Annotated in this window: 18 protein-coding genes and 1 tRNA gene; 7 read left to right on the forward strand and 12 right to left on the reverse strand. The window is 68.6% G+C overall.

What is annotated here, in order from left to right; genetic code table 11:
• Positions 1 to 181: 181 nt before the first annotated feature.
• The gene (locus JHD82_RS02110) at positions 182 to 847 is read right to left on the reverse strand and encodes an SCO family protein (RefSeq protein ID WP_199135282.1); all 666 of its coding nucleotides are present in this window, start codon (positions 845 to 847) and stop codon (positions 182 to 184) included.
• A gap of 124 nt (positions 848 to 971) precedes the next feature.
• Positions 972 to 1,340 (reverse strand): DUF2946 family protein, encoded by a 369-nt coding sequence (locus JHD82_RS02115; protein WP_012203922.1) that lies wholly within the window; start codon positions 1,338 to 1,340, stop codon positions 972 to 974.
• A 103-nt stretch (positions 1,341 to 1,443) separates the two neighbouring features.
• Here JHD82_RS02115 and JHD82_RS02120 point away from each other — a divergent pair, with 103 nt between their 5' ends.
• Positions 1,444 to 2,208, forward strand: a complete 765-nt coding sequence (locus JHD82_RS02120) for an alpha/beta fold hydrolase (RefSeq protein ID WP_013803827.1) — start codon at positions 1,444 to 1,446, stop codon at positions 2,206 to 2,208.
• A gap of 58 nt (positions 2,209 to 2,266) precedes the next feature.
• Here JHD82_RS02120 and JHD82_RS02125 read toward each other — a convergent pair whose 3' ends face one another.
• Genes JHD82_RS02125 through JHD82_RS02135 form a run of 3 tightly spaced genes read right to left on the reverse strand, consistent with a single transcriptional unit; the run spans position 2,267 to position 5,745 of the window.
• Positions 2,267 to 3,958, reverse strand: coding sequence for a cobalt chelatase (locus JHD82_RS02125; RefSeq protein ID WP_199135283.1), 1,692 nt, complete (start codon positions 3,956 to 3,958; stop codon positions 2,267 to 2,269).
• Complete coding sequence (locus tag JHD82_RS02130; protein ID WP_199135284.1) at positions 3,948 to 4,925, reverse strand: AAA family ATPase; 978 nt, start codon at positions 4,923 to 4,925, stop codon at positions 3,948 to 3,950. The genes JHD82_RS02125 and JHD82_RS02130 overlap by 11 nt, the downstream gene beginning before the upstream one ends.
• Complete coding sequence (locus JHD82_RS02135) at positions 4,918 to 5,745, reverse strand: IclR family transcriptional regulator (protein ID WP_199135285.1); 828 nt, start codon at positions 5,743 to 5,745, stop codon at positions 4,918 to 4,920. The genes JHD82_RS02130 and JHD82_RS02135 overlap by 8 nt, the downstream gene beginning before the upstream one ends.
• A 131-nt stretch (positions 5,746 to 5,876) precedes the next feature.
• Between JHD82_RS02135 and xsc the strand changes: the two genes are divergently transcribed.
• From xsc to JHD82_RS02155, 4 genes are all read left to right on the forward strand, one after another.
• Positions 5,877 to 7,688: a sulfoacetaldehyde acetyltransferase gene (gene xsc, locus JHD82_RS02140; protein WP_016454303.1), complete on the forward strand. Its 1,812-nt coding sequence runs from the start codon at positions 5,877 to 5,879 to the stop codon at positions 7,686 to 7,688.
• Positions 7,689 to 7,900: 212 nt separating this feature from the next.
• Positions 7,901 to 8,875 carry a bifunctional enoyl-CoA hydratase/phosphate acetyltransferase gene (locus tag JHD82_RS02145; protein WP_034390940.1) on the forward strand — a complete coding sequence of 325 codons (975 nt, stop codon included), beginning with the start codon at positions 7,901 to 7,903 and terminating at the stop codon, positions 8,873 to 8,875.
• Positions 8,872 to 9,918 (forward strand): YeiH family protein, encoded by a 1,047-nt coding sequence (locus JHD82_RS02150; protein WP_013803832.1) that lies wholly within the window; start codon positions 8,872 to 8,874, stop codon positions 9,916 to 9,918. The genes JHD82_RS02145 and JHD82_RS02150 overlap by 4 nt, the downstream gene beginning before the upstream one ends.
• A 242-nt stretch (positions 9,919 to 10,160) precedes the next feature.
• Positions 10,161 to 10,370, forward strand: a complete 210-nt coding sequence (locus JHD82_RS02155) for a hypothetical protein (RefSeq protein ID WP_012203914.1) — start codon at positions 10,161 to 10,163, stop codon at positions 10,368 to 10,370.
• A 19-nt stretch (positions 10,371 to 10,389) separates the two neighbouring features.
• Here JHD82_RS02155 and JHD82_RS02160 read toward each other — a convergent pair whose 3' ends face one another.
• Complete coding sequence (locus tag JHD82_RS02160) at positions 10,390 to 11,283, reverse strand: LysR family transcriptional regulator (protein WP_199135286.1); 894 nt, start codon at positions 11,281 to 11,283, stop codon at positions 10,390 to 10,392.
• A 101-nt stretch (positions 11,284 to 11,384) separates the two neighbouring features.
• Between JHD82_RS02160 and JHD82_RS02165 the strand changes: the two genes are divergently transcribed.
• Positions 11,385 to 12,371: an NAD-dependent epimerase/dehydratase family protein gene (locus tag JHD82_RS02165; protein ID WP_199135287.1), complete on the forward strand. Its 987-nt coding sequence runs from the start codon at positions 11,385 to 11,387 to the stop codon at positions 12,369 to 12,371.
• Between the two features lie 46 nt (positions 12,372 to 12,417).
• On the opposite strand, the gene JHD82_RS02170 is transcribed toward JHD82_RS02165, so the two are convergent.
• From JHD82_RS02170 to JHD82_RS02190, 5 genes are all read right to left on the reverse strand, one after another.
• Positions 12,418 to 12,494, reverse strand: a tRNA-Gln gene (locus tag JHD82_RS02170).
• Between the two features lie 76 nt (positions 12,495 to 12,570).
• Entirely contained in the window at positions 12,571 to 13,581 is a 1,011-nt protein-coding gene (locus tag JHD82_RS02175) for a GTP-binding protein (RefSeq protein WP_199135288.1), read from the reverse strand.
• A complete protein-coding gene (locus JHD82_RS02180; protein WP_199135289.1) occupies positions 13,578 to 15,242 on the reverse strand; it encodes an amidohydrolase in 1,665 nt (554 codons plus the stop codon). The genes JHD82_RS02175 and JHD82_RS02180 overlap by 4 nt, the downstream gene beginning before the upstream one ends.
• 13 nt (positions 15,243 to 15,255) lie before the next feature.
• Positions 15,256 to 16,638 (reverse strand): sodium:solute symporter, encoded by a 1,383-nt coding sequence (locus JHD82_RS02185; protein WP_012203909.1) that lies wholly within the window; start codon positions 16,636 to 16,638, stop codon positions 15,256 to 15,258.
• A 13-nt stretch (positions 16,639 to 16,651) separates the two neighbouring features.
• Positions 16,652 to 16,858 (reverse strand): DUF3311 domain-containing protein, encoded by a 207-nt coding sequence (locus tag JHD82_RS02190; protein ID WP_012203908.1) that lies wholly within the window; start codon positions 16,856 to 16,858, stop codon positions 16,652 to 16,654.
• A gap of 142 nt (positions 16,859 to 17,000) precedes the next feature.
• Here JHD82_RS02190 and JHD82_RS02195 point away from each other — a divergent pair, with 142 nt between their 5' ends.
• Complete coding sequence (locus tag JHD82_RS02195; RefSeq protein ID WP_012203907.1) at positions 17,001 to 17,912, forward strand: LysR family transcriptional regulator; 912 nt, start codon at positions 17,001 to 17,003, stop codon at positions 17,910 to 17,912.
• A gap of 17 nt (positions 17,913 to 17,929) precedes the next feature.
• Here the strand turns inward: JHD82_RS02195 and JHD82_RS02200 are convergent, their stop codons facing one another.
• Positions 17,930 to 18,832, reverse strand: coding sequence for a LysR family transcriptional regulator (locus JHD82_RS02200; RefSeq protein ID WP_063327993.1), 903 nt, complete (start codon positions 18,830 to 18,832; stop codon positions 17,930 to 17,932).
• Between the last annotated feature and the right edge of the window lie 69 nt (positions 18,833 to 18,901).

Raw genomic sequence — 18,901 nt, forward strand, 5'->3', positions numbered from 1 at the left:
TGGAGCCGCACATTTTTAGCACAAGGACGGGACGATCCAGACAAGGTTTTGATCGATGGCAACGGCGCTCGCGCCGCTGGCGCGTACCTTCACCTCCGCAAGAATGGTCGCTGCCTGGGCCAGGGCGGAGGCTGCTGCGCAAAGGCCTGTTGCGCCGGCCACCTGAGAAAGTGCAGAGCCGTCATGCAGCCTGCAGGATCTGCCGCAGATCGGCCGCGCAGTCCTGCGCGTCCTGCTCATGGCGGAACGCCACGCGCAGCCGGCCCTCGGGATCGAAGACATAGGTGATGGCCGAGTGGTCCATGGTGTAGGACGCCCCCGTGGGCACCTTCTTGTAGAAGACCTTGAATTCCCTGGCGACCTCGGCCGTCTGCGCCTCGTCACCGCGCAGCGCGACAAAGCCGGGGTCGAAGGCGCCCACATAGGCCTTGAGCACCTGGGCCGTATCGCGCTCGGGATCGATGGTGATGAAGGCCACGGCCAGGCGGGCGCCATCGGCACCCAGAAGCTCGCGTACTTCCAGCGCGCGCGTCAGCGCCGTGGGGCAGACATCGGGGCATTGGGTGAAGCCGAAAAAGACCATCAGGGCCTGGCCCTTGAAGTCGGCCAGCGTGCGCTCGCGCCCATCGGCATCGCGCAGGCGGAAGTCCCGGCCGTACTGCGCGCCGGTGAGGTCGATGCCCTTGAACGGCACGGTGGCGGGCTTGCAGCCGGCCAGCAGCGCCAGTGCGGCCAGGCCGCCGCCAAGGCAGGCACGGCGAGACAGGGCAACGCAAGCAACGGATGGGAGGGTCGAAGAAAAATCGGCGGCGCGCTGCGGCGCCACATGGCAATCGGAACGGAACATGGCTTCCCTGCATGGAATCTTGGCGAAGCCGCACCGACAAGGCTGCGCCCGGCCGGTGCGGCAATGTTCTGAGACAGGCCAGCGGCCAGACAGCGCGGGACAGCGCTGCACAGCAGCCGAGGGCTCAGGCGATCAGCAGCAGCAAGGGAGGCCCGCGCGGCGGCAGCGGCGCGCCGACCAGGGAGGCAATGCGGGCAGAGACGATGGGCTGCAGCGCGCGGCCCAGCGGCTGCGGTTGCGCCCAGGAGGGGGAGACATGCGCGGGCGGCGGCGTCACCGCCAGGCACAGCGGGCAGTCCAGCGAATGCTGGGCAGACACCGCCTGCCCTTCTTCACCGTTGACCACGACCAGCTTGACGCTGCCGCCAGCCGTGCAGACCAGTTCCATGGCCTGCGGGTGCACCAGGGGCGATGCAATGGCCAGGCCCAGCGTCAACGCGAACCACGCCATGACCAGGCGGGCCAGTGAGACGGAGTTGCGCAGGGCGTGCATGGCTGGGGATTATGGGGCTGAGATGCCGGATATGCGTGGTATCCGTAGCCGCCCGCCCGCATGGGCCATCCCATAATCGCCTTTTCCCCAAGCAGTGACCGCCATGTCGAAACTCCATGTTGTGCAGCAGGGCCAAGGCCCGGCCCTCGTTCTGAGCCACGCGCTCGGTTGTGACCTCCAGATGTGGGACGGCGTTGCCCAGGCGCTGGAAGACCGCTTCACCGTGGTGCGCTACGACCACCGGGGCCACGGCCGCTCGCCCGCCATCGGCGAGGCCTTCGACATGAACGACCTGGCAGACGACGCAGCCGGCGTGATCGAGGCACTGGGCCAGGGGCCGGTGCACTTCGTGGGCCTGTCCATGGGCGGCATGACGGCCCAGGCCCTGGCCGTGCGCCATCCGGCGCTGGTGCGCAGCATCACCATCGCCAATTCGGCCAGCTACTACGACGAGGCCGCGCGCGCGGGCTGGCAGGCGCGCATTGCCACCGTGCACGACCAGGGCGTGGCGGTGATTGCCGACGGCGCCATGCAGCGCTGGTTCACCCCCGAGTTCCGCACCGGGCAGGCGGCCCGCGTGGCCTCCTTGCGCGCAGGGCTGGAGGCTTTGGCGGCCAAGCCCTATGCGGCCGCCTGTGCGGCCGTGGGCGGCATCGATTTTCGCGAGAGCAACCGGCGCATCGCCTGCCCCGCGCTGCTCATTGCGGGCAGTCGCGATGAGGCCACGCCGCCTGCCCTGTCCGAGGACATGCAGGCGCAGATTCCGGGCGCGCAGCTGGTGTCGCTGCCCGCCGCGCATTTGAGTGCCGTGGAAATGCCCGTGGAGTTTGCGCGGTTGGTGAGCGACTTTGTCGCGCAGGTCCGCTAGATCTGCAGTCCCACCCGGGCGGGATGGGGACTGAGCGAAGTCGCTATCGTGGAAGGCATCACGGCCGGCAGATCAACTCCGCCACGTCCATCAGCAGGGCTTCATCGATCTGCTCGCGCAGGTCCACCGCCAGCCTGCGCCGGTAGAACACGCCCAGGTCCAGCCCCACGCCCAGCGCGCGGATCTGCACGTCGCCCGCGCGCTCGTGCCGGGCGATGACCTGGCGCAGGTGCTGGTCCAGGTAGTGCTCGTCGTTGGCCTGGTGCGTGGCCGTGTCCATGGGGCAGCCGTCCGAGATGACGAGCAGGATGCGGCGCTGCGCGGGCCGCGCCAGCAGCCGCTCGCAGGCCCATTCCACGGCCTCGCCGTCCACGCCCTCGCGAAACAGGTCGGGCCTGCGCAGCGCGGCAATGCCGTGGCGGGCGTGGCGCCAGGGTTTGGCGGCGTCCTTGAAGACGATGTGCAGCCGCTCGTTGAGCCGGCCCGGGATGTGGGGCTGGCCCGCGCGCTGCCAGTCGCGGCGGGCGCGGCCGCCGTTCCAGGCCTGGGTGGAAAAGCCCAGCACGTCCACCGGCACGCCGGCCATGGACAGCGCGCGGCCCAGCAGGTCCACCAGCAGGGACAGCGGGCGCGCATGCGCCTTCATCGAGCCCGAGCAGTCCAGCAGGATAGCCACGGCCGCATCGCTGACGGGGCGCGGCAGCTCGTTCCTGAAGATGGCGCGCTGCTGCGGATCGCTGACCAGTTGCGCCAGCCGGCTTGCATCCAGGTGTCCATCCTCAAGGCCGAACTGCCAGCCGTCGTGGCGCGGCACGGCCAGGCGCTGCTGCAGGTCGCGGGCCAGCCGGCCCGCGTGCAAGCCGCTGCGCGCCAGTTCGTCGTCCATCTGCCCGCGGAACTCGGCCAGTTGCGCTGCGCGGATCAGCTCGGCGGCCTGCGCCTCGCGGTCATAGGCGCGCGTGAACACGCGGTAGCTGTGGGCCGAGCCGGCCCAGGCGCGGCTGTCGCCGCTGAGCGCCACGGGCGGCGCATCCAGGCTTTGCGATTCAAAGTGCAGCGGCAGCGCGAAGCTGCCGCGCCGGCGCGGCCCGCCAGCGCCGCGCGGCGCCTCCTCCTGGGCTGACCGCACGGCCTGGCCCACCCAGCGGCTGATGGCCAGGGCCGGCGCAATGAAGGCCTGCTGGTCCTGCCGGTGGCGGCGCAGCAGGGCCCACTGCCCGCCCAGTTGAGCGGACAGGCCGGCGCGCGTGGCCTCAGCCAGGTCGGCCAGGGCATCGGGCGGCTCATGGCCGCTCAGGCGGCTCCAGGCGGTCAGCGCCACGGTGAACAGCAGGATGCCCAGGCTGCTTTCGGTCAGGCCCGAATCGGCAAAGGCCTGGCTCCAGTGCACAAAGCGCGCATGCAGGTTGGCGCGTGCGCCCGGCCATTCCTCGGGCGCCAGGCTTTCCACGCGCAACTGCTCCAGCAGTTCGAACACCAGCCGCTCCACCGGGTCGCCGGGCAGGTGGCGCGCGTGCAGGCCGGCATCGCTCAGGCGCAGGCGCAGGCTGGCACCGTCGAGCAGGCCGCGCTGGTCGGCCAATCGGGCGGGCACATCGGATTGGTGGGCCGCTGCCAGCACCACGGGCGCCGTGCCCCGGTACAGCGTCTGCCCGCTCCATTGCAGCGAGGCATCGCCCGCCATGGCGCGCAGCAGCGCGCCGCCCCAGGCCTCCATGCGCGCCAGCGAGGGGGATGCCTCAGCAGGCATGGGCGGGCTCGTCGCGCAGCGCCAGTTCCTGGCCGAAGCAGCGCTGGAAGTACTCGGCCACGATGGCCCGCTCGGCCGGCTCGCACTTGTTGAGGAAGGACAGCTCGAAGGCCAGCCGCAGGTCGTGGAAGATCTGCGCGTTCTCGGCCCAGGTGATGACGGTGCGCGGCGACATCAGCAGCGACAGGTCGCCCACCGCAAAGCCCTTGCGCGTGAGCGCGGCCAGCGCCACCATGGCGGCCACCTGCTCGCGCCCCTGCGGCGTGGCCAACTGCGGCACGCGCGCCAGCACGATGGCGGCTTCCTCGGCCGGCGCCAGGTAGTCCAGGCTGGTGACCAGGTTCCAGCGGTCGAGCTGGGCGTGGTTGAGCATCTGCGTGCCGTGGTACAGGCCGCTGAGGTTGCCCTGGCCCAGGGTGTTCATGGTGGCGAAGAGGCGGAACTGCGCATGCGGCTGGAGCACGCGCTTTTGGTCCAGCAGGGTGAAGCTGCCCTCGCGTTCGAGCACGCGCTGGATGACGAACATCACGTCGGGCCGGCCCGCGTCGTATTCATCGAAGACCAGGGCCACGGGCCGCTGCAGCGCCCAGGGCAGGATGCCTTCCTGGAACTGCGTGACCTGGCGGCCCTCCTGCAGCACGATGGCGTCCTTGCCCACCAGGTCCAGCCGGCTGATGTGGCCGTCGAGGTTGACGCGCACGCAGGGCCAGTTCAGCCGCGCCGCCACCTGCTCGATATGGGTGGACTTGCCCGTGCCGTGCAGCCCCTGGATGACCAAGCGCCGGTTGTGCGCAAAGCCGGCCAGGATGGCCAGCGTGGCCTGCGGGTTGAAGCGGTAGGCCGGGTCCACGGCCGGCACATGCTCGCTGCGTTCGGCAAAGGCGGGCACCTGCATGTCGGTGTCCAGGCCGAAGGTCTCGCGCACGCCAAGCGTGCGCGTGGGATGCATCAGGGTCAGCTCAGTCATCGTCAGGGGCTCCCGGGGGGACTTCGTCGTTGATGCGCGCAATCGCCTCGGCCGCCGCGCGCAGTTGGGGAAGAAAGGACAGCGCCCGCTCGCGCGTGAAACGCATGATGGGCGCCTGCACGGCCAGCCCCATGTTCGAGGGGCCGCACTGGATGGAGGGCACGAGCACGCCCAGGCACAGCAGGCCGGGCAGGAATTCCTCGTTGTCGAAGGCATGGCCCTGGGCGCGCACCTGGTCCAGCTCGGCGTCCAGCGCGTCAAAGGCCGTCAGCGTGTTGGCCGTGAAGCCTTCCAGCGGCACGGCCGACAGCAGCCGCCTGCGCTGCGCGGGCGCCATCTGGCTCAGGAACAGCTTGCCCGTGGCAGAGCAATGGGCCGGCACGCGCGAGCCCGGGTGCAGATAAAAGCGCAGCGGCGCGGGCGTCTCCACCCGGTCCAGGTACAGCACCTCGCTGCCCGAGAAGGCGGTGATGTTGCAGCTCTCGCCGATGTCGCGCACCAGTTGGGCCAGCACCGCGTGGCGCGCGCCATGCGTGGTGTTGTTGAGCAGCACGCTTTCGGCCAGCCGCATCAGGCGCCGGCCCGTGCCGTAGTGCCGGCCGTTGCCCTCGCGCTGCAGGATGCCCGCGCCCTCGAGCTGCTGGAGCATGCGGTGCATGGTGGGCTTGGGCAGGCCTGTCTCCTCGACCATGGTCTGCAGCGTGAAGGGCTCGTTCTTCTGGGCAATGGCCTCCAGCAGGGCAAACAGCCGCAGGTTGGGCGTGTCGCCATCGATACGGGCAGGGATGGGGTCACGGGTGTTCATGGTGTTGGTCATCATATGTTTTTCAATTTTTCGAGTCAATTTGTTCCGAAAAAAGAAATTTGTTTGACATCCAGGCGAAGTCAGTCCTAGACTTGCGCCGTAATTTCTTTTTTCGGAACATTGAGTTCCATTTTCAAGGAGACAACATGACTGCAGCCAACAATCGTACGGTGGTCGAAGGCGTCCAGAAGATGACCCCTTCCGAAGCCTTTGTGGAGACCTGCGTGGCCAACGGCGTCACGGAGATGTTCGGCATCATGGGCTCGGCCTTCATGGATGCCATGGACATCTTCGCGCCCGCCGGCATCCGCCTGATCCCCGTGGTGCACGAGCAGGGCGCGGCCCACATGGCCGACGGCTATGCGCGCGTCTCGGGCCGCCACGGCGTGGTGATCGGCCAGAACGGCCCCGGCATCAGCAACTGCGTGACCGCCATCGCCGCCGCCTACTGGGCCCACAGCCCCGTGGTCATGATCACGCCCGAGACCGGCACCATGGGCATGGGCCTGGGGGGCTTCCAGGAAGCCAACCAGCTGCCCATGTTCCAGGAGTTCACCAAGTACCAGGGCCATGTCTGCAACCCCAAGCGCATGGCCGAGTTCACGGCCCGCTGCTTTGACCGCGCCATCTCCGAGATGGGCCCCACCCAGCTGAACATTCCGCGCGACTATTTCTACGGCGAAGTGCAGTGCGAAATCCCCAAGCCCATGCGCGTGGAGCGCGGCTCGGGCGGCGAAAACAGCCTGCAGGCCGCCACGGAACTGCTGGCCACGGCCAAGTTCCCCGTGATCCTGGCCGGCGGCGGCGTGGTCATGGGCGATGCGGTCGAGGAATGCAGGCAGCTGGCCGAGCGCCTGGGCGCACCCGTCGTCACGGGCTACCTGCGCAATGACGCCTTCCCCGCCAAGCACCCGCTGTGGGCCGGCCCGCTGGGCTACCAGGGCTCCAAGGCCGCGATGAAGCTCATCGCCCAGGCCGACGTGGTGATCGCGCTGGGCTCGCGCATGGGCCCCTTCGGCACCCTGCCCCAGCACGGCATGGACTACTGGCCCAAGAACGCCAAGATCATCCAGGTCGAGGCCGACCACACCAACCTGGGCCTGGTCAAGAAGATCTCGGTCGGCATCCACGGCGACGCCAAGGCCGTGGCACGCGAGCTGGGCCGCCGCCTGCAGGGCCAGACCCTGGCCTGCGACGCCACCAAGGCCGCGCGCGCCGACACCATCGCCACCGAGAAGGCGGCCTGGGAGAAGGAGCTGGACGAGTGGACGCATGAGCGCGACCCCTACAGCCTGGACATGATCGAAGAGGCCAAGGGCGAGCGCACGCCCACGGGCGGCAAGTACCTGCACCCGCGCCAGGTGCTGCGCGAGCTGGAAAAGGCCATGCCGCCGCGCGTGATGGTCTCCACCGACATCGGCAACATCAACTCCGTGGCCAACAGCTACCTGCGCTTCGACGAGCCGCGCAGCTTCTTCGCGCCCATGAGCTTCGGCAACTGCGGCTATGCCCTGCCCACCATCATCGGTGCCAAGTGCGCAGCGCCCGACCGTCCGGCCATTGCCTACGCCGGCGACGGCGCCTGGGGCATGAGCATGGTGGAGATCATGACCGCCGTGCGCCATGACATTCCCGTCACGGCCGTGGTCTTCCACAACCGCCAGTGGGGCGCCGAGAAGAAGAACCAGGTGGACTTCTACAACCGCCGCTTCGTGGCCGGCGAGCTGGAAAGCGAAAGCTTCGCGGCGATTGCCAGCGCCATGGGCGCCGAGAGCATCGTGGTCGACCAGATCGAGGACGTGGGCCCGGCGCTGCAAAAGGCCATCGACCTGCAGATGAACCACGGCAAGACCTGCGTGATCGAGGTGATGTGCACGCGCGAACTGGGTGACCCGTTCCGCCGCGATGCGCTCTCCAAGCCCGTGCGCTTCCTCGAAAAGTACAAGGACTTTGTCTAACCCCCTGAGGCGCTGACGCGCCTTCCCCCTCTCTACCCGCTGCGCGGGGGAGGGGGACGACACCCTCGGTGCGGGGCGGCCCTTCCTCGGTGTCCCTGGGATGGGCCGCGCCGGTTTCATGCGCCTGGGTGAAGCGCAAGGCCCTCGAAAGCCGATTCCCAGATTCCCTGCGTTGCTCGCGCCGGGCCCTGTACTTTCCCGCAGGAGCTTTCATGGTCCCCCCACTTTCACTTGCCGTGGCCGCCGACGATGCGCCCGCCACGCACCGCCCCCATCTCCAGCACTTGCTCGACCAGGCCAAGGCGCAAGGCCCCATTCCGGTGGCCGTCGCCTATCCCTGTGATGCGGGCTCGCTGCAGGCCGCCATGCAGGCCGCGCAGGCCGGCCTGATCACGCCGCTGCTGGTGGGCCCCGAGGCACGCATCCGGGCGGCGGCCCAGTCGGCCGGGCTGGATCTGGCGGGCGCGTCCATCCATTCCACCGCCGACGATCCGCGCGCAGCGGCGGCCCAGGCGGCGGCGCTGTGCGGCAGCGGCCAGGCCCGCGCGCTGATGAAGGGCAGCCTGCACAGCGACGAGTTGCTGGGCGCTGCCGTGGCGCGCGAGGCCGGCCTGCGCGGCAGCCGCCGCGCCAGCCATGTGTTCGTGATGGACCTGCCGGGCTTCGAGCGCCCGCTGCTGATGACCGACTGCGTGGTCAACATCTTCCCCACGCTGATGGACAAGCGCGACATTGCGCAGAACGCCATCGACCTGGCCCGTGCCATCGGCATTGCCCGGCCGCGCGTGGCCGTGCTCTCGGCGGTGGAGACGGTCAACCCCGCCATTCCCGGCACCATCGACGCGGCCGCGCTGTGCAAGATGGCCGACCGGGGGCAGATCAGCGGCGCCATCCTCGACGGGCCGCTGGCCTACGACAACGCCATCTCGCTGCGCTCGGCGCATCACAAGGGCATCGTCTCCGATGTGGCCGGCCAGCCCGACGTGCTGCTGGTGCCCAGCCTGGAGGCCGGCAACATGATCTACAAGCAGCTGGTCTACATGGCCGATGCCGAATGCGCGGGCCTGGTGCTGGGCATGCGCGTGCCCATCGTGCTGACCAGCCGTTCGGACTCGGTGGCCAGCCGCATCGCCTCCTGCGCGCTGGCGGTTCTGGCCGATGCGGCGGGCGGCAAGGAGCAGCCATGAGCCAGGTTCAAGCCCCGTTGGCAGCGCAGCCGCCCGTGCCGCGCATGCTGCAATGGCTCAAGCTCCTGCCCGGCACAGGCCTGTCGGGCGTGATCGCGCTGGCAGCCACCTTCGTCTCCACGCTGCACGGCGGGCCGCAGCTGCTGTTCGCGCTGTTCTTCGGCGTGGCCTTCCACTTCCTGAGCCAGGACGCGCGCGCCAAGCCCGGCATCGAGTTCTGCGCACGCGGCGTGCTGCGCCTGGGCGTGGGCCTGCTGGGCGCGCGCATAACGGCCACGCAGATCGCGGGCCTGGGCTGGACCACGGCGCTGATCGTCATCGCCGCCGTGGTCACCACGCTGCTGTGCGGCACGCTGCTGGGCCGGCGCCTGGGCCTGACGCGGCCGCAGGGCGTGCTGTCGGGCGGCGCGGTGGCCATCTGCGGCGCCTCGGCCGCGCTGGCCATCTCCTCGGTGCTGCCGCGCGACAAGGACAGCGACCGCTTCACGCTCACCGTGGTGGTCACGGTCACCGTGCTGTCCACGGCCGCCATGGTGCTGTACCCGCTGGTGGCGCGCGCCCTGCACCTGCCGCCCGAGCTGGCGGGCCTGTTCATCGGCGGCACCATCCACGATGTGGCCCAGGTGGTGGGCGCGGGCTACACCATCGACCAGGCCACGGGCGACTACGCCACCATCGTCAAGCTGTTCCGCGTGTCCATGCTGGCCGTGGTGGTGGTCATGGTCTCGGCCCTCTTCAAGCGCCAGCGCGAGGCGGCGGCCGAGCAGCACCACGGCAAGAAGCCGGGTCTGGTGCCCTGGTTCCTGTGGGTGTTCGTCGCGCTGGTGGCCATCAACTCGCTGGGCTGGGTGCCGCCGGGCCTGCAGCACCAGTTGAGCGACCTGTCGCGCAACTGCCTGGTGCTGGCCATTGCGGCCCTGGGCCTGAAGACCTCGTTCCAGCAACTGGCGCAGGCCGGCTGGCGGCCTTTTGCACTGCTGGTGGTGGAGACGCTGTGGATGGCGGCCTTCGTGCTGATCGCCATCGAGTTCGAGATGCGGTGAACGCAGGCGCAATACGGCAGTTTTCCAGGGCCCGCCATGCGCGGGCCCTTTTCATTTCTCATGGAGCCGGCGCATTTGATGTTCGCGCATTGAGGTGATACATTTGCACACAATTTTTTAACCCACATCAACGCCCGACACGAGCCGTGAACGTTCTTCGCAAGCAAGCCGGCAGATTCCGCAGAAGGACTGCCATCCAGGTCCTCGCCCTCCTGCGCAGGCAACAACCCCTGCAAGCTGCCTTGCTGCGGCTGCTTCCGTGCCTGCTGCTGCTGGCCGGCTGCGCCGTGCTGCTGGACTCCCTGGTGCCCATCCCGCTGTGGGCCGTTGCCGGCCTGACCGGGGTCATGGCGGGCTACATCGCCCACAACTGCCAGGCGTTTGTTGCATCCCAGCGCAGGAAGTCCATGCTGCGCCATCTCGCGCGCTGCTGCCTGCTGCACGCCCAATGAAACACAGGCGCCCGGGTCTTCAGGCACCGCTGCTGGCATAGGCCGTCAGCGCCTGCGCGACCGCCTTGAAGACCACGGCGCAGCGCTCGCTCTTGCGCAGGTCCTCATGCATGGCCACCCAGGTATCGAGCTTCCATGAGAATGCCTGCGGCAGCACCCGCACCAGGCCAGGGTCCCTGGCCGCCAGCGCCGACTGGCAGATGCCGATGCCAAAGCCAGCGCGGATGGCGCCCAGCTGTGCCAGGTCGCTGTCCGAGCTCAGCGCCATGGCCTCGCGCGTGAACATCGGAAACTGCTGCTGAAACCTGCGGATGAAGGCGTTCTCATGGTCGAAGCCGATCAGCGAATGCCCGGCCAGTTCCTGCAGCGAAGCCGGCACGCCATGCCTGGCCAGATAACTCTCATGGGCATGCAGCCCCAGTTCGATGGCGCCGATATGGCGGGCCACCAGCGCCTCCTGCTGCGGCCGGAACATGCGCACGGCCACATCGGCCTCGCGGCGCAGCAGGTCATCGACCGCGTTGGACAGCACCAGTTCGATGCGCAGTTCAGGATGGGCCGCGCGCAATTGCGCCAGCACGGGCGGCAGCAGCTCCACGCCCACGACCTCGCTGGCCGTCAGGCGCACCATGCCGCGCACGCCCGCGCCATGGCTGGCCGCCACGCGGCGCAGCGCGGCAGCCGTCGCGGCCATGCTGGCCGCATAGGGCTGCAACTCATAGGCCGCCTCGGTGGGCGCGAAGCCATCGGACGAACGGGTGAACAGTTGCAGGCCCAGCGCCGACTCCAGCCCGTCGATGTGCCGGCCCACGGTTGGCTGCGCCAAGCCCATGGCCCGGCCCGCCGCTGACAGCGACCCGGACTCCAGCACCTGCAAAAAGCTGCGATACCACTCCCAATGGGGTTCCGACATCACTGATCCATTCATTTATGCATGGACACCAGAAGATTCTAGGCAATTTTCCTTTTGCAGCGTGTTGCGGACACTGGCGTGGTCAACACAGGACCCGCACCATGCCATCCATTGCACTTTTCGGCGCCGCAGGCGCCATCGGCCAGAGCCTGGCCGCCGCGCTCAGACAACAGGGCCGCGCCTATCGCGTGGTCGGCCGCAACGCAGCCAGCCTGCGCCAGACTTTCGGCGCCGATCCCCTGGCCGAGATCGCCACCTGGAACCCGGATGCCGCCGGCTCCATCGAGGCTGCCGCCCACGGCGTGGACACGCTGATCTACCTGGTGGGCGTGAACTACTGGCAGTTTCAATTGCATCCCGAACTGATGCGCAAGACGCTGGAAGGCGCCATTGCCGCGGGCGTGCGCCGCATCGTGCTGATCGGCACCGTCTATCCCTACGGAAAGGCCCGCACCCTGCCCGTGGCGGAAGACCATCCGCGCGAGCCCCATACCTTCAAGGGCCGCATGCGCAAAGCCCAGGAGGACCTGCTGCTGCAAGCCCATGCACAGGGCCGCATCGAGGCCACCGTGCTGCGCCTGCCCGACTTCTACGGCCCCGGTGTGCACAACAGCCTGCTGCACGGCGCCTTCGAGGCGGCGGCCCACGGCGGCCGGGCCGACATGGTCGGCCCGCTGGACCGTCCGCACGAGTTTGTCTATGCGCCTGATGTGGGCCCCGTCGTGGCGCGCCTCATCGACACGCCGCAGGCATTCGGCAGGGTCTGGCACCTGGCTGGCGCGGGGGCGACCACGCAGCGCGACATCGTCTCGGAGATCGAACGCCTGAGCGGCAGGCCGTTGCAACTGCGCGTTGCAGGCAAGACCGCGCTGCGCCTGGCCGGCCTGTTCAGCCCCTTGATGCGCGAACTGGCCGAGATGCACTACCTGCTGACCGATCCGCTGATCATGGATGACTCGGCCCTGCACACCCTGCTGGGCCCCATTGCCAAGACCCCCTACGCCCAGGGCATACGCGCCACGCTGGATGCCGCCAAGGCGGGCGCGGGCTCAGCTGTGAACTCCAGCCCGCAGCAGGCCACGGCCTGAAAACAAAAAAGCCCTGACAGCAGAACTGTCAGGGCTTTTGTCTATCTGGCAGGGGAGGAAGGACTCGAACCCTCGCATGCCGGAATCAAAATCCGGTGCCTTTACCAACTTGGCGACTCCCCTAGAAGACGTAAATTCTAATACGTTTTTTTGGGCCGAAATCCAAAATTCAGAAAATTTGGTCCAAAACGTTCTTCCATCATTCCGGCGCCAACGCGGCATCCAGCTGGCCACGAATCGCCTGCTGCCCCGCCGCCGTGAAGCAGCCAATGAAGACAAAGGCGGACCCGGCCACCTGCTCCGCGCCCAGATCCGCCACGCGCAGCCGGCCTCCCACCACATGGATTTCCTGCAAAGGCTGCTGCCCCCGCAGCCGCACGATGCCCTTGGCCCGCAGCAGCGGCACCGGCAGGGCGCGCAGTGCCTGCCTGAGGCGCTGCTTGTCGAATTGCCGGTGCGTGGTGTACGAGAAACTGGTGATTCCTGCCATCCCGGCGAGACCTGCCGTGCCATCCACGGCCCTCTTCCAGGCGCCACCTTCACCCGCAAGCGCACCCAGCAGGCGCTGCGGGTGCTGCGGTTGGCGTGGCAGGGGCACAGCGTCCAGGAAGACGGCCAAGGGAATCTCGCCGCACTGTGCGGTCAGCACCATGGTGTGCGGGGCGATCTCGGCCAGGCGCTGCCTTGCCTTGCCGATCATCGGCGCGCTGGCCAGGTCGGCCTTGGTCAGCACCAGCGCCGTCGCGCCGGCGATCTGGCGGCGGACCATGTCGCCGACCAGCGGGTCGCACAGTTGCTCATCGACGTCCTGGACATCCACCGCCACCAGGATGGCGTTGAGCTGCAGCGCGGGGTCGAGCATGCCGACCTGGGCGATGCGCACGGGGTCGGAGACGCCGCTGGCCTCGATGACCAGCAGGTCCGGGCGGTCGGGCCGCGCGCCCACGGCGGCCAGGGCCTCGGCCAGCCGCCCGCCGATGGAGCAGCAGATGCAGCCGTTCTCCAACTGCAGCACGTCGCTGCTGCGTGTGCGGATCAGGGCGGCGTCGATGTTGATCTCGCCGAAGTCGTTGACCAGCACGGCCACGCGCAGGCCATCGGTGCGCTCCAGCAGCCGGTTGAGCAAGGTGGTCTTGCCCGCGCCCAGATAGCCGCCCACGACGACCATGGGAATGGGCGCCCGCTGCGCCGCGGCGGCCGGCGTGCTCATGGCTGGGACCCGGGCGCAGGGAAGATGCGGCCGCCCAGCACGGTGCCCCAGACCTTCACGTCCTTGAGGGCGGCGGGCGCCACCGCGCGGGGATCGTCTTCCAGCACGGCGAAGTCCGCCAGCTTGCCGGGCTCGATGCTGCCCACGCGCTGCTCCAGCTTGAGGGTACGGGCCGCGCCCATGGTGATGGCGTGCAAGGCATCGTCCACCGACAGGCGCTCGGCCTCGCCCAGCACGCGGCCTGACGCGGTTTCGCGCTGCACAGCGCACCAGGCGGTGAACAAGGGGTTGATGGGGGTGATGGGCGCATCGGAGTGCATGGAAAAGTCCATGCCCAGGCGCCGTGCCGTGCCCGCCGCATTCATGCGTGACGCCCACTCGATGCCCACGGTCTGCCCGGCGTGCGCATCGCCCCAGTAATAGAGGTGGTTGGAGAAGAAGTTGACGCACATTCCCAGGCGCGCGGCGCGCTGCAGCTGGGCGCTGCTGGCCAGCTGGCAGTGCTGCAGGGTGTGGCGATGGTCGGCGCGCGGGTGCCTGGCCAGCAGGTCCTCGATCACATCCAGCACCACCTCGGTGGCTTCGTCGCCATTGGTGTGGATGTGCAGTTGCAGGCCGGCCAGGTGGAAGGGCTCGAACAGCGCGGGCAGCTGCGACGGCGGAATCAGCCACAGGCCGTTGGGCTGCCCGCCCGCGTAGCCGGGAGCGCGCAGGCGCGCGGTGAAGCCCTGGATGGAGCCGTCCACGATGAACTTGATGGGGCCGAACTGCAGCTTGTCGCTGGCCGACGATGCGGCAGCGGCGTGCACGCGCGCGGCGCCGCCTTCCGGGTTGCGCTGCGGCGCAAAGGCCGGGACGATGCGCAGCGGATAGGCCGCGTCGCCCGTGACTTCGCGCAGCGCGGCCAGGCCCTGGGGCGAGAGATCGCTGACCAGGTCGGTGGCCGTGGTCACGCCCGCGAGCTGGGCCACGCGGCCGAACTTCCAGATGGCCTCGCGCTGCTCGGCAGCGGCCAGCGACAGCGCGCTGCCGATCACCTTCTGCACCGGATACATGGCGGCGAACTCCTGCAGCTCGCCCGTGGGCTGGCCCTCGGCGTCCTTGTGGATGCCGTCGATATCGGTGTCCTCATCGATGCCGGCCAGCGCCAGCATGGCCGAGTTCACATTCATCAGGTGCACGCTGGCATGCAGGATGACGATGGGCCGCGTGGTGGAGACACGGTCCAGCTCGCGCACCGACAGCCGGCTGCTGCCAAAGAGGATGGGATCGAACCCCCAGGCCAGCAGCGTGGCCTGCGCGTCGGGCAGGGCACGCTCGGCCTCGGCCAGGCGGGCCAGCACGGCGTCCAGCGTGCGCAGGCCGGGCCACAGTCGCCCGTCGGGATCGCGGCGGTCAAAGTAGCCCAGGTAGACCGCATCCCACATGGCGCCTTCCATCAGGTGGCTGTGGGCCTCGATCAGGCCGGGCATGAGCACCTTGCCGCGCAGGTGGTCGATGCGTTCGGCATCGGGCCAGGCGGCCATGTCGGCCTCCCCACCCACCGCCAGCACCGTGCTGCCCCGCACGGCCACATGGGTGGCCTGTGGCTGGGCCGGGTTCATGGTGAGGATGGTGCGCGCCGCGAAGATGCGCACGCGCTCGCTGGTTTCGTGGTTCATGGGGATGTTTCCCTCAGGCGGTCTTGACGTGTGCCGCACGCGGCAGGCAGTGGACGATGGCCGTGACCAGCAGGTTCAGCGCCAGGCTGATGAAGCCCAGGTTGATGCCGCCGAAGTCCGGCTGCTGCAGGTACAGCACGATGGCCAGCGCCTGCCCGCAGACGATGCCCAGGGCAATGGCCAGGGGCCGGATGCGCCAGCCAAACAGGATGGCCATCATTCCCGGGAAGAACTGCGTCACGCCGTAGTAGGTGGTGTTGATCAGGGTCAGCATCAGGTTGGGCGTGAGCAGCGTCATCACGATGGACAGCAGCAGATAGATGACGATCACCACCTTGGCACCCTGCTTTTGCTTGGCCTCGGGCAGGCCGGGCAGCAGGTTGCGCGCCACGATGGGGCCGATGGCCAGGCAGATGCCCGCCAGCACCAGCAGGCCCGACAGCGCGGCGCCTGCGGCGACCAGGCCCAGCAGCCAGTCGGGCAGCAGGCGCACGGCAGCGGCGAAGAAGGCCTCGTTGGGCGATGCCAGTTCCAGGTTCTGGCTGATGGCGTAGTACGAGGCCAGCACCAGGAACGGGTACATCAGCATGTACAGCGGCATGGCGATCTGGGTGCGGCGGATGGTGTGCGAACTCTTGGCCGTGAAGAAGTTCTGCACTGCGAACGGCATCATGTAGAAGCCCAGCGCCTGGAACAGCATGGTGCTCATGGAAAAGCGCAGCTGCGTATCGGTCATGTGGTTGCTGACCTTGGCGCTGGCGGCGGCGAACACATCGCCCACCCCGGCATGCCAGCCCACGGCCACGCCCGTGGCGATGATGGCCACCACCATGAGGATGTCCTTGAGGATGGCGATATAGGCCGAGGCACGCACGCCCGAGATGGCGATGTAGGTGAAGGCCAGGCCCGCCGAGATCAGCAGCAGGTGCAGCGGCTGGAAGTTCCAGCCCAGCCCCTTGAGCGCCGCCACCAGCCCCGTGAACTGCAGCTGGCCCCAGGGCAGCAGGAACAGGATGGCCGAGCCGGCCACGATCAGCTCCAGCGCGCGGCTGCCGAAGTGGCCCTTGAACAGGTCCGGCAAGGTGATGGCGTTGTGGCGCAGGCCGGCCTTCCAGATCATGGGGCCGAGGAAGTAGCCCAGCGGATAGGCCAGCAGGATGTAGCCCAGGAACCAGACGCCATAGGTCGGCCCCTTGGCGTAGATGCCGCCCGGAAAGCCGACCATGGTGCCGATGCTGTAGATCTCGCCGGCGGCGAGGAAAAACACCAGGAAGGCGCCGAACTGGCGCGAGGCGACGAAGAAGTCATGCACGCTTTGCGCGCCCTTGCCCGTGCGCGAGCGGATGGCCAGGTACAGGGACAGTGCGATGAAGCCCAGAAAGACTGCGGTGGTCATGGCGGTGCTCCCTTCAGGCCGACTGCACGTCGTCGGCTTCGTGGCGGTCGAACATCAGCCAGCACACGAGCATGCACAGCGACGTCAGCACGAACCACATGAAGATCCACAGGTAGATGAAGGGCACGCCGAGCAGATGGCGATCGACGGACGCGACCCAGGGAAGCAGGCCGATCACCGCGATGTACGGGATGCCTATGCCGATGAACAGCTTGAGCATGGTTTGTCTCCTTTTGCTCCGATGAAAGAGTTGGCGGTTGTGGCCGCTCTATAGGACGTTTCAATGTCCATGGATGCGATCTTAGGAAGTGCCTACCTATAATTCAAATGAGAAATCTGCCAATAAACCATGAGGACTCCGCATGGATACCCAGAAGCTGCGGCACTTGCTGGCCATCGTCGAGCACGGCACTTTTTCCGACGCGGCGCGCGCCGTGCACCTGACCCAGCCGGCGCTGAGCCGCAGCATCCGCGCGCTGGAAGACGAGCTCCGGGCGCAGCTGTTCGACCGGGGCGCGCGGCGTGCCCGGCTGACGGTCTTCGGCGAACTGGTGGCCGAGCGCGCACGCCGCATGCGGCTGGAGGAAACCCAGCTGCGGCGCGACCTGGAGCTGCTGCGCGGCGGCCAGGAGGGCGCACTGGCCATAGGCGTGGCGCCGGCCCCGGCGGCACTGCTGCTCAAGCCCTTTCTGATCCACATGGCGCAGGCGCATCCGCGCATCAAGGTTCGCACCGAGATGGGTGCCACCAGCGCCCTGCTGGAGCTGCTGCGCAATGAGTCGATAGACGCCATCGTCGGCGACGCCTATGTGCTGCGCGCCGCCGATGACGTGGACATGGAGCTGCTGGGCGAGCTGCCCGCCGGCCTGGTCTGCCGCGCGGGCCACCCCGTGCTGCAAAACCCCGGCATGGACGAGATCCGCCGCTACCCCCTGGCCACCACCACGCTGAGCACGGCCATGGCGCGGCAGCTGGCCGAGCTGTGGGGCGAGGGCGCCGAGCCCGACAAGCTGTTCACCCTGCACTGCAACAACCTGGAACTGCTGCGCAGCGTGACCCTGGCCACGGACACCTTGCTGTTCGGCGTGCTGTCCATCACGCGCCAGGAGCGCGCCAGCGGCACCATGGCCGAAGTGCCCCTGCCCGCCGATCCCCGTCGCTGCGGCCGCTACGGCATGGCGCGCATGGGCGCGCGCAGCCTGTCACCGGCGCTGGAAACCGTCTATGCATTCACCCGCACGCACTGGCGGGAGCTGTCCGAGCACGACCAGTGAAGCCGGGCAGGCGCAAGTCATGCGTCGGCCCGCGCCAACGGCAATGTCTGCGTGCGCAGCCACTCCAGCACCAGGGCGAAGCGGGCCTCGTCATGCACCGGCCTGGGTGACATGAGCACGTAGTGGGAGCCGTCGGCCACAAAGCCGCGCGGCGCGCACAGGGTGCCGCTGGCCAGATCGTCGGCCACCAGCGCCAGCGGCCCGATGGCAATGCCCGCCCCGGCAACGGCGGCCTGCAGGCTCAGGTAGAAATGCTCGAAGCGGGCCTCGCGCCCGGGCTGCAGCGGCACGCCGGTCAGCTCGCTCCAATGCCGCCATGCGTCCGGGCGCGATGCCGTGTGCAGCAGCACGCCGCCCAGCGGCCCGGAGCGTGCCAGCGTCTTCGCAAGTGCAGGCCGGCACACGGGACCCACGTGCTCCTGCAAAAAGGGCTCGGCAACCACATCGGCGCCCATGTCGAAATCCGCGCGGCGTATGGCCAGATCGATGCCTTCACGCGCAAAGGGCACCGAGCCGCCGGCCGACACCAGGCGCAGCTCGCGCTGCGTGCCGATCGCTTCCTGCAAACCGCCCAGGCGGGGAATCAGCCAGCGCATCAGAAAGGTGGGCTCGCAGGACAGCACCAGCGGCCGGTCCGGCCCGGCGGCCTGCCGCGCACGGCCCAGCGCGCCGCGCAGGCGCTCCAGCGCCAGGGCCACCTCCTCGGCCAGCACACGCGCCGTGGGGGTGGCAATGATGCTGCGGTTGCTGCGCTGGAACAGTGCAAAGCCCAGCGCCTCTTCCATGTCGCGCACGGCGCGGCTCACGGCGCCATCGGTCAGGTGCAGCTCGCGCGCGGCCTTGGAAACGCTGCCGTGGCGCACCGTGGCCTCGAAGGCACGCAGGGCGGACAGCGGCGGCATATGGGTGGGTGGGGCCATGGGACTGGAGGGCGGCATCGGACACATGGAAGAAAGGGAGTGGGGAGAGATTTCATTTGACTTTTGATC

The organism is Delftia sp. ASV31 (assembly GCF_016428765.1).
Classification (GTDB): Bacteria; Pseudomonadota; Gammaproteobacteria; order Burkholderiales; family Burkholderiaceae_C; genus Comamonas; species Comamonas acidovorans.

Excerpts from the sequence above, each read along its gene's own strand:
- JHD82_RS02110 (WP_199135282.1), bottom strand. The coding sequence starts at position 847 with ATGTTCCGTTCCGATTGCCATGTGGCGCCGCAGCGCGCCGCCGATTTT.
- JHD82_RS02115 (WP_012203922.1), bottom strand. The coding sequence starts at position 1,340 with ATGCACGCCCTGCGCAACTCCGTCTCACTGGCCCGCCTGGTCATGGCG.
- JHD82_RS02120 (WP_013803827.1), top strand. The coding sequence starts at position 1,444 with ATGTCGAAACTCCATGTTGTGCAGCAGGGCCAAGGCCCGGCCCTCGTT.
- JHD82_RS02125 (WP_199135283.1), bottom strand. The coding sequence starts at position 3,958 with ATGCCTGCTGAGGCATCCCCCTCGCTGGCGCGCATGGAGGCCTGGGGC.
- JHD82_RS02130 (WP_199135284.1), bottom strand. The coding sequence starts at position 4,925 with ATGACTGAGCTGACCCTGATGCATCCCACGCGCACGCTTGGCGTGCGC.
- JHD82_RS02135 (WP_199135285.1), bottom strand. The coding sequence starts at position 5,745 with ATGATGACCAACACCATGAACACCCGTGACCCCATCCCTGCCCGTATC.
- xsc (WP_016454303.1), top strand. The coding sequence starts at position 5,877 with ATGACTGCAGCCAACAATCGTACGGTGGTCGAAGGCGTCCAGAAGATG.
- JHD82_RS02145 (WP_034390940.1), top strand. The coding sequence starts at position 7,901 with ATGGTCCCCCCACTTTCACTTGCCGTGGCCGCCGACGATGCGCCCGCC.
- JHD82_RS02150 (WP_013803832.1), top strand. The coding sequence starts at position 8,872 with ATGAGCCAGGTTCAAGCCCCGTTGGCAGCGCAGCCGCCCGTGCCGCGC.
- JHD82_RS02160 (WP_199135286.1), bottom strand. The coding sequence starts at position 11,283 with ATGTCGGAACCCCATTGGGAGTGGTATCGCAGCTTTTTGCAGGTGCTG.
- JHD82_RS02165 (WP_199135287.1), top strand. The coding sequence starts at position 11,385 with ATGCCATCCATTGCACTTTTCGGCGCCGCAGGCGCCATCGGCCAGAGC.
- JHD82_RS02175 (WP_199135288.1), bottom strand. The coding sequence starts at position 13,581 with ATGAGCACGCCGGCCGCCGCGGCGCAGCGGGCGCCCATTCCCATGGTC.
- JHD82_RS02180 (WP_199135289.1), bottom strand. The coding sequence starts at position 15,242 with ATGAACCACGAAACCAGCGAGCGCGTGCGCATCTTCGCGGCGCGCACC.
- JHD82_RS02185 (WP_012203909.1), bottom strand. The coding sequence starts at position 16,638 with ATGACCACCGCAGTCTTTCTGGGCTTCATCGCACTGTCCCTGTACCTG.
- JHD82_RS02190 (WP_012203908.1), bottom strand. The coding sequence starts at position 16,858 with ATGCTCAAGCTGTTCATCGGCATAGGCATCCCGTACATCGCGGTGATC.
- JHD82_RS02195 (WP_012203907.1), top strand. The coding sequence starts at position 17,001 with ATGGATACCCAGAAGCTGCGGCACTTGCTGGCCATCGTCGAGCACGGC.
- JHD82_RS02200 (WP_063327993.1), bottom strand. The coding sequence starts at position 18,832 with ATGGCCCCACCCACCCATATGCCGCCGCTGTCCGCCCTGCGTGCCTTC.